This window comes from Bacillus sp. PSXD-155 (assembly GCF_049310765.1).
Taxonomy (GTDB): Bacteria; Bacillota; Bacilli; order Bacillales; family Bacillaceae_G; genus Bacillus_A; species Bacillus_A cereus.
Map to the genome: position 1 here is coordinate 1 of NZ_JBMOWC010000097.1, position 9164 is coordinate 9164.

A 9164-nucleotide genomic window follows, 5' to 3' on the forward strand; every position below is an offset into this window, starting at 1 on the left:
GAAAATGCGGATTTACAACGATAAGGAAATTCCAAATTAAAAAGCCCAACTTCTCTACAAATCAAAATAGAGAAATTGAGCTTTTCAGTTACTTCATTTATTTATTGAATTCATTAACTGGAAGAAGTATTCAGGTTTATGAGTCTTATTTAGGTTATACCATGAATGTAATGCATCTGGTGTAAATACATCTATTTTTTTCAGTATCTCCATTGCAAATTCCAGAGGAGCTATTCCTGATGCAGTAACTAAATTCGCATCAGATACCACAGATCCCAGCTCATAAAACTTTTCTCCTTTATAGTTAGGACATACCATTTTAGTATATTCTAAGTTATTACTTGTATGCTTTCTAGTATCCAAGTATCCCATATTCGCGAGGGCATCAGTTGCACCACAAATTGCAGCAACAATAGTGCCAAGCTTTAAAGCTTGGCCAATTCTTTCCAAGATAGGTTGATGCATTTCTTCACTCCAAGTAGTCCCTCCTGGTAAAATTAAAAGATCTTTACTCTCAAGAGTACATTCATCAAGGGAAATATCTGGTTTTATGCTCAGTCCTCCCATAGTAGTAATCATTTCTTTATTAGCTCCTACTGTAATTACTTTTAAAGGTGCTAAATCTTTTTTGAAATATCTTCCTGAGTTTAGTTCAGCAATTAAATATCCATATTCCCAGTCCGACATTGTATTAAATACATATAGAAAAGCTTTTTTTGTTTGCATCCAATAACACTCCAATCACAATTGATATAGCTATTATAATATAACTTCCCTGACAGTTAACGTCAGGGAAGTTATCATACTTGATGAAATTTTATTAATTCCGACAGAACTTCAACAAGTCTTTTCTTAAGGCTTATTGGCTCAATAACTTTAATAGATTTATTGTACGGTAAAAGTAAATAAGGTACATATGTATGTATTATATCTTTTTCAAGAAGAAAAACTGCTTGATTTGAAGTCCGCTCTTGTAAATAATGTCCTAAAAACCAATGTTGGCAAATATCAGCCAATACACTTTTATCCCCATTAATAACCAAAGAAATAATCCCTTCTTTATCTTCTATAGTTGGAAGAAGATTTTTTATAAAAAAGTCACGTGCTGAAAAATTTTCTGGCCGTTTAAACTTATTTTCGGTTAGCATTAGACTTTCAATTCGATCTACTCTAAAACTACGGATATCATTCCTAAGATGACAAAATCCAATCACATACCACTTATTATTCCAATAGATAATTCTGTACGGATCGACCAATCTATAATTTAATTGCTTTTCGCCACTTTTATGGTAAAGAATTTTTACTGAGTACCCGTCAACTACGGCCTGCTCCAACTCATTCAAAAAAGGTTCCATAGAGAGTGAACTTAATCGGCTTATTACTTCAAGACTAGTTAAATGTTGGTTTATCTTTGTTTCCTGCTCTTGATTTGAGTATTTACTTAGTTTTGAAATGGCCCGATTTAGTGCTTCACCTCCATAATATCCGGCTTCTTCTGCAAAAACAGCAGCGTGAAATAGTGAAGTTTGCTCCTCAAAATCAAAAAAAAGAGGAGCCTCAATAAAATTTTTCAATAAAGTGTATCCACCGTTATGTCCTGGTTCTGAAATTATAGGTACGCCACTTGTTGAAAGTGTATCAATATAACGATACACAGTCCTTATATTCATCTCTAACTTTTCTGAAATTTGTTTTGCAGTAATTTTTTCACCTGAACGAAGCATCCATAGAATTGCTAACATATTGTCAATTTTAGGCATATAATTCCACCTCTATATGAAACTTACTTTCTATTATATATTTCTGATTCTGGTTATAACTCATCAACTGTTCCTTTCCGATAGCTTTCTATATAATGAGGCCCTAGACACATTTGTAATTTCACAAATTTGATTTACAGTCATATCTCCCTCTTTATAAAGCTTTACTGCATAATTCATTCCTGCATGATTTTTATGGTACTTCTTTAACCGACCTTTAAACTTTCCTTCTTTCTTAGCCAATTCAATCCCTTCACGTTGCCGCATACGGATAAGATCACGTTCTAATTGGTTTACACCCGCCATAACCGTAATTAAGAATTGGCTGTAGGGATTATCTTCTGATAAATCTAGCCATGTATCTTTTAAGGATTTTAAATTTGCTTTTTTACTCCGTATGTTATCGATTAATTCAAATAAATCTTGTGTACTACGAGTAATCCGAGTTAAATCCGTAACATAAATGATGTCACCTTCTTGTATATCCTCTAACATTTTTTGAAGTTGCTTACGATCTTTTGTTGCTCCGGAAACTTTTTCTTCAAAAATAATATCCATTCCGATTTCGTTCAGTTGCTGAAATTGCCTTGAAGGATTCTGGCTAGTTGAACTGACACGTATATAACCGATTTTTCGCAAAATATCACCTCATTTTTGAGACAAGTCTTATGAGACGCTCTTAACTATGATTTTATCAGTCTCCTACACTTGTATCAATAGAGTACACTCTATTGATATATAATTGAACTAATTAACTGAATAATTACAGAAATGAGATGATACTGTATGAAGATGGCGAGAGGTAGAGAATTGCTTACACCGGAACAGCGACAAGCCTTTATGCAAATTTCTGAAGATGAGTGGGTGCTAGGAACCTACTACACTTTTTCCAAACGAGATTTAGAAATTATAAATAAGCGAAGGAGAGAAGAAAACCGTTTAGGGTTCGCCGTTCAATTAGCCATTCTTCGGTATCCCGGTTGGCCATACACTCATATCAAAAGCATCCCAGATTCAGTCATACATTATATATCGAAACAAATCGGTTCTACTCCATCTTCGCTTAGTCTTTATCCTCAAAGAGAAAATACACTTTGGGATCATTTGAAAGAAATTCGAAATGAATACGACTTAGTAACTTTTACTCTAAAAGAATATCGAATGACATTTAAGCACCTTTATCAATTAGCTTTGGAAAATGGTGATGCCATTCATCTACTACATGAATGCATAGATTTTCTAAGAAAAAACAAAATCATACTGCCTGCTATCACTACACTTGAAAGAATGGTATGGGAGGCAAGAGAAATGGCTGAAAAGAAGCTATTTAATATGGTTAGTCAATCTCTGTCAAATACGCAAAAAGAAAAGCTTGAAGAGATCATTACTTCGCAGCATCCATCCGAATCCAATAAAACTATATTGGGGTGGTTAAAGGAACCACCGGGTCATCCTTCACCCGAAACATTTCTAAAATTAATAGAACGACTTGAATATATACGGGGAATGGAATTAGAAACGGTACAAATTAATCATTTGCATCGCAATCGCTTGTTACAGCTATCTCGCTTAGGTTCAAGATATGAGCCTTATGCATTCCGTGACTTTCAAGAAAATAAACGTTATTCGATATTAACCGTCTATTTATTACATCTTATTCAGGAGTTAACTGATAAAGCTTTTGAAATTCATGATAGACAAATACTCAGTCTGTTATCAAAAGGCCGCAAGGCTCAAGAGGAGATTCAGAAACAAAACGGTAAAAAGCTAAATGAGAAAGTTATACACTTTACGAACATCGGACAAGCTTTAATCAAAGCAAAGGAGGAAAAATTAGACGCTTTTGAGGTTTTAGAATCCGTTATTGAATGGAATTCTTTCGTCTCTTCGGTGGTAGAAGCTCAGGAGCTTGCACGTCCCGCCGACTATGATTATTTGGACTTACTACAAAAACGATTTTATACACTTCGAAAATATACGCCAACGCTCTTAAGGGTATTGGAATTTGATTCTACAAAGGCAAATGAACCACTTTTACAAGCTGTGGAGATTATCCGAAGAATGAATGAATCTGGGAAGCGAAAAGTGCCTGATGAATCACCTGTGGACTTTATCTCGAAGCGTTGGAAAAAACACTTATATGGGGATGACGGTACAATTAATCGTCATTATTATGAAATGGCTGTTTTAACAGAACTAAGGGAACATGTTCGTGCTGGTGATGTATCCATTGTGGGCAGTAGACAATATAGAGATTTTGAGGAATATTTATTTTCGGAAGATACATGGAATCAAACGAAAGAGAATACGAGGTTATCAGTTAGTTTATCATCCGAAGACTATTTGACAGAGAGAACCAGTAGCCTTAACGAAAGATTAAAGTGGTTGTCTGCCAATTTCAATAAATTAGATGGGGTTTCTCTTGAAAAAGGAAAACTGTCAATTTCACGCTTAGAAAAGGATACTCCAGAAGAAGCAAAGAAATTTAGTGCAAGTCTTTATCAAATGTTACCAAGAATAAAATTAACCGATTTACTTATGGATGTTGCATATATAACAAGATTTCATGAGCAATTCACTCATGCTTCCAATAATCGAAAACCAGATAAAGAAGAAACGATCATTATCATGGCTGCCCTTTTAGGAATGGGAATGAATATTGGGTTGAGTAAGATGGCTGATGCCACACCAGGACTTACATATAAGCAACTAGCCAATGTATCCCAATGGCGCATGTATGAAGATGCAATGAATAAAGCCCAAGCCGTATTAGTAAATTTTCATCACAAATTACAATTGTCTTCCTATTGGGGAGACGGTACAACTTCTTCGTCAGACGGAATGAGAATGCAGCTAGGTGTTTCATCACTTCATGCAGATGCAAACCCACATTACGGAACTGGAAAAGGAGCCACCATCTATAGATTTACAAGTGATCAATTCTCTTCTTACTACACAAAGATTATTCATACTAATTCAAGGGATGCAATTCATGTTTTGGATGGTTTATTACACCATGAGACGGATCTAAACATCGAGGAACATTATACAGACACAGCTGGTTACACAGACCAAATTTTCGGATTAACCCATTTATTAGGATTTAAATTTGCTCCAAGGATAAGGGATCTATCGGACTCAAAATTATTTACAATAGATAGAGCAAGTGAGTATCCAAAACTAGAAGCTATTTTACGTGGACAAATAAATACAAAGGTCATTGAAGAAAATTATGAGGATGTTTTGCGATTAGCCCATTCAATTAGAGAAGGAACAGTCTCAGCATCCCTTATTATGGGGAAATTAGGTTCTTATTCAAGACAAAACAGCTTAGCTACAGCCTTACGTGAAATGGGGCGAATAGAAAAAACGATCTTTATTCTTAATTACATTTCGGATGAATCTCTAAGAAGAAAAATACAAAGAGGATTGAATAAAGGAGAAGCTATGAATGGACTGGCAAGAGCTATTTTTTTTGGAAAACAAGGAGAACTTAGGGAACGAACCATACAGCATCAATTACAAAGAGCCAGTGCTTTAAACATAATTATCAATGCCATCAGTATTTGGAATACCTTACATCTAACAAAAGCAGTTGAATATCAAAAACGGTCAGATAGTTTTAATGAAGAATTATTGCACCATATGTCACCTCTAGGTTGGGAACATATTAATTTACTTGGAGAATACCATTTTAATTCAGAAAAAATGATCTCGTTAGATTCTTTAAGACCATTGAAACTTTCTTAACGTTGTTAAAAATGGGGGAATCGGCTTGAAAATGGGCTTAGCGTTGTAAATCCGCATTTCCCTGACGGTACCCCATGTTTGGCTGTTTGCGTTGGTCCTAAATTACATCCATATCCGAATGTAGTAACAATATAACGTTCCGTAGGATTTTCTAATTTAGGATCAGATCCGGATAAAGGACCAAAATGTCTTGTCCAATGAGTCCAATGTTCTACATTACAAAGTATATCTAATACGGTTCGCTCTGGTAAACGTTGTATAATTTCTTTTTCTAATAATTTACTACTTGTAGATACATTTCTTCGTGCTAATCGTTTTAAAATAGGTTCGCCATCTTCTGTTATAATCACTTGTCCGTTATTTGGATAATTTAAATCTACCGTATTGGCAACAGAAGTTAATTTGTGTTTTAGTTGTTTAACAAAATTAGTAGGAGATGAAGGGAAATTAAGTTCTTCGCAATACTCCTTAACTATCGGTTCGCATTCTTCCCAAGGTAATAACTGTTTCCTATAATCAGCGTATTTTTCAGAACCTTGTACACTTACGTCACCTGTCTTTAATTCGGAAGCCAAATAGGAAAATATACAAAGTTCCAGACGTTTACGATACAATAAATTAGAGTCTTTTCCAACTCGAAGAGTTTGTCTCCATTGCTCGTTTGCGAATGATAAATCAAGATTAGTAGGAAGCTGTTCTACTCTCCGATTTTCATTTAGCAACAAAAATTGTAAAGCTTTTATAAGAGAATCATCCTGAGTCGTTGAATCCAATTCTAATAATGAAATCAATCGAAATAGAGTCTTTCTGTGACTGTTATAGAACTTTTCTAATAAAGGAAGATAATTATTCCTGTTATACGCCGAAATGGCTAAGCAATCTTGTTGCAAAGAATCGATACCGCCTTTTTCTTCAAATAACTCCGTTATTTTACTTCCTATCATGTTCGTATCATCATGCGTATGAGTTGTATGTAAAACTTCACTCAATATAGAAATAAGGTTTTCACTTATAGAACGTTGCTGTTCTCGTAAAAGAGCTAATTCTTCTTTTCCTCTTTTATGTATCCTAGCAATCCTTTTTAAAAACATATCTATTAAATTATCTCTTGTTACAATTTGTGAACGATAAATAACAGACAATAACAACATATACCTTTTAGCCATATGAAAGTCTTTTATTTCCGATGCATCTAAAGCTAGTGCTTCTGATGCAAAGTGTTTAATTTTAGAATTTGGAATCTCTTTTAATAGTTCCTCGATGTTCGACATAAATGATGTAATAAAATCTAATTTATTTTGTAGCTCTTTCATATGAGAAATTGAGGGGCTTTTAGGAAGTTCTTTAAAATAATTAAAACCAGAATGCTTGGTTTCTTGCGAAGTATAAAGTAATTCTTCAAGTTTATGTTTTTCTTGTTTTGACAACCGAGTCATAACTGTGTGACACAATTGGTTGTTAACCAGTGTTCGTACACGACGAGAAAGTCTATCTAAAGTACTGAATGCTGGCAATTCATAGCGTTCTTTAATTAATTCTTCAATTGCAACATTAATTAAATCCGGAGGATGATCCATCACATGAGAAGCATGATAGATAGCCTTTGTAGCTACATGCAAAGCATCTTTTCCAAATGCATATACCTGTAAATATTGACGAATTTCTTTTTGATGTCGATACATCACTTTTGGATTGAATTTAAGTTCTATTTCATCAGATATATTAAGACATGATCGAATATGTTGAAGCACCATCGGTGGAATATCCTTAGGACGTGGAAAGTAGCCTAATCGTTGAAAAGACTTTAACATGACTAAACAAATAAAAACTGAACTCTCTCCACGTGCTACACGATGTGCAAATATATTTTCTTCATGTGTAATCGTATAAATTGCTGCAAGTTCTTTCTTAGTTAAGTTTTGTTTAAACCTGGGATATGCTGTACGTTCAACTGAAGTCAATCTCATTCCTCCTAGTTAGAATTACACCAAAGGTGGTTGCGGACTCTTTCATCTTACGATAAAGAGTCCGGCTTTGTCTATTATGGGTAGACCCTAATCATCCATCGGTCGGTTATTGAAAACACTCGCTTTCGATTGTATGATTAGGGTGTATGATAATAGGTTAGAAAATGAGGTGGATTTTTAAAAATGAAAATTGCTTATGCTAGAGTTTCAACTTTAGATCAAAATTTAAATAGACAAATACAAACATTAAAAGAATTTGGAGCGAAAAAAATATTTACGGAACAAAAATCTGGTGCATCTGTTCATAATAGAGAGGCATTTCAAGAGGCGCTACAATTTGTTCGAAGTGGAGATACATTTATGGTAGAAGCTATCGACAGACTCGGACGTAATTATGATGAAATTATTGAGACTGTTAATTATCTAAAGAGAAAGGAAGTAAAGTTAATTATTACTAGCCTACCTATTATGGCAGAAGCAATTGGAAATTCTTTGTTAGATAAATTCATCAAGGATTTAATTATTCAAATCTTGGCTATGATTGCGGAACAGGAACGAACAGAAACGAAAAGGAGACAGGCACAAGGAATTTCGATAGCCAAACAGAAAGGTGTCTATAAAGGAAGACCTACTATCTATTCTCCAACAGCAAAGGACCCTCAAAAAAGATTAGTATACAATCGAGTAGTTGAAATGTTAAATGATGGCGAAGCCATTTCTCATATTGCAAAAGAAAACGGTATAACTAGGCAAACTGTATATAGAATAAAGAACGCCATATCTAATTCAGACAGTTATATGGAGGTATAAATGAAAAGTTCGGATTCTCAATTAAAAAGCCGCGGGAAAATTACACTTGAAGATTTACAACATTATAATACTCACTCAAATCTTGAATTATTAGAAATGATTAAATCAAAAGAAGCATATAAAAGAACTATCGCTATAAAATTACTATCAGAGAAAAAGGATTTAAATGATAATTTGATTCGTTTGTTTCTTCAAACTCTTACACAAGAAAACAAACTTTATACAAAAATTGAATTATGTGACGCACTTTCAAAAGGTAATGTTCAGTCTGCTAAGATGATGGTCGAATATTTAGGGCAGATAGGCAATAATCAACATAAAGTATTACCTACTAATGGTTTCAATAAGAAAAGTTATCCTTTGCCGAGGGATATTATCGCTAGAACTCTAGCTCATATGAAAAAAGAGATTCTACCAATTTTATTGGATGTACTAAAAACAGATAATATTCTTGCAATTAGAGAAGTCATTGATGCAATAGGCTTTATGTGTTTTTACCAAAAACTACATTCAAACCATCAAATTATCGATGCACTTTTACTATGTTTAAAGGCCAATTTCAAAGATGATATTACTCGATGGAAATTGGTTAGAGCTTTTGAAAGTTTTAACGATATCAATGTTATTCACACTCTTTTGGACATCGAAAAAAATGATGATCAGCCGATTATAAGAAATGAAGCCAAAAGGTCCCTGAGAATAATAAATAGCCGAACTGGCAATTAAAAAATGACTTATCTATTGATAAGTCATTTTTATATCTCAATTATCAACAATATAATTTAACAAAGCCAAAAAAGAAAAAATCCGATTCCAAAACTAATTGGGAATAAAAGTAAGTCTATGACCTATTTTTACACGTATCTCGGCTGTA

General features: G+C 33.9%; 6 protein-coding genes and 1 pseudogene. 3 read left to right on the forward strand and 4 right to left on the reverse strand.

From position 1 onward, the window contains the following. Nucleotides 1–93: 93 nt before the first annotated feature. From ACO6VI_RS32265 to ACO6VI_RS32275, 3 genes are all read right to left on the reverse strand, one after another. Nucleotides 94–726 (reverse strand): type 1 glutamine amidotransferase family protein, encoded by a 633-nt coding sequence (locus tag ACO6VI_RS32265; RefSeq protein ID WP_422424762.1) that lies wholly within the window; start codon nt 724–726, stop codon nt 94–96. 74 nt (nt 727–800) lie between these two features. Then, nucleotides 801–1763: a helix-turn-helix transcriptional regulator gene (locus tag ACO6VI_RS32270; protein WP_422424761.1), complete on the reverse strand. Its 963-nt coding sequence runs from the start codon at nt 1761–1763 to the stop codon at nt 801–803. 63 nt (nt 1764–1826) lie between these two features. Further along, the gene (locus ACO6VI_RS32275; RefSeq protein WP_400560985.1) at nt 1827–2402 is read right to left on the reverse strand and encodes a recombinase family protein; all 576 of its coding nucleotides are present in this window, start codon (nt 2400–2402) and stop codon (nt 1827–1829) included. Between the two features lie 147 nt (nt 2403–2549). Between ACO6VI_RS32275 and ACO6VI_RS32280 the strand changes: the two genes are divergently transcribed. Continuing rightward, on the forward strand, nt 2550–5513 hold the full coding sequence (locus ACO6VI_RS32280) for a Tn3 family transposase (RefSeq protein WP_422425136.1): 2964 nt from the start codon (nt 2550–2552) through the stop codon (nt 5511–5513). Between the two features lie 74 nt (nt 5514–5587). On the opposite strand, the pseudogene ACO6VI_RS32285 reads toward ACO6VI_RS32280, so the two are convergent. After that, nucleotides 5588–7474: pseudogene (locus ACO6VI_RS32285) on the reverse strand (DUF4158 domain-containing protein); the annotation flags it as partial. A 189-nt stretch (nt 7475–7663) separates the two neighbouring features. Here ACO6VI_RS32285 and ACO6VI_RS32290 point away from each other — a divergent pair. Both ACO6VI_RS32290 and ACO6VI_RS32295 read left to right on the forward strand, forming a co-directional pair. After that, the gene (locus tag ACO6VI_RS32290; protein ID WP_098386518.1) at nt 7664–8290 is read left to right on the forward strand and encodes a recombinase family protein; all 627 of its coding nucleotides are present in this window, start codon (nt 7664–7666) and stop codon (nt 8288–8290) included. Continuing rightward, nucleotides 8291–9016, forward strand: coding sequence for a HEAT repeat domain-containing protein (locus tag ACO6VI_RS32295; RefSeq protein WP_098214526.1), 726 nt, complete (start codon nt 8291–8293; stop codon nt 9014–9016). Nucleotides 9017–9164: the final 148 nt, after the last annotated feature.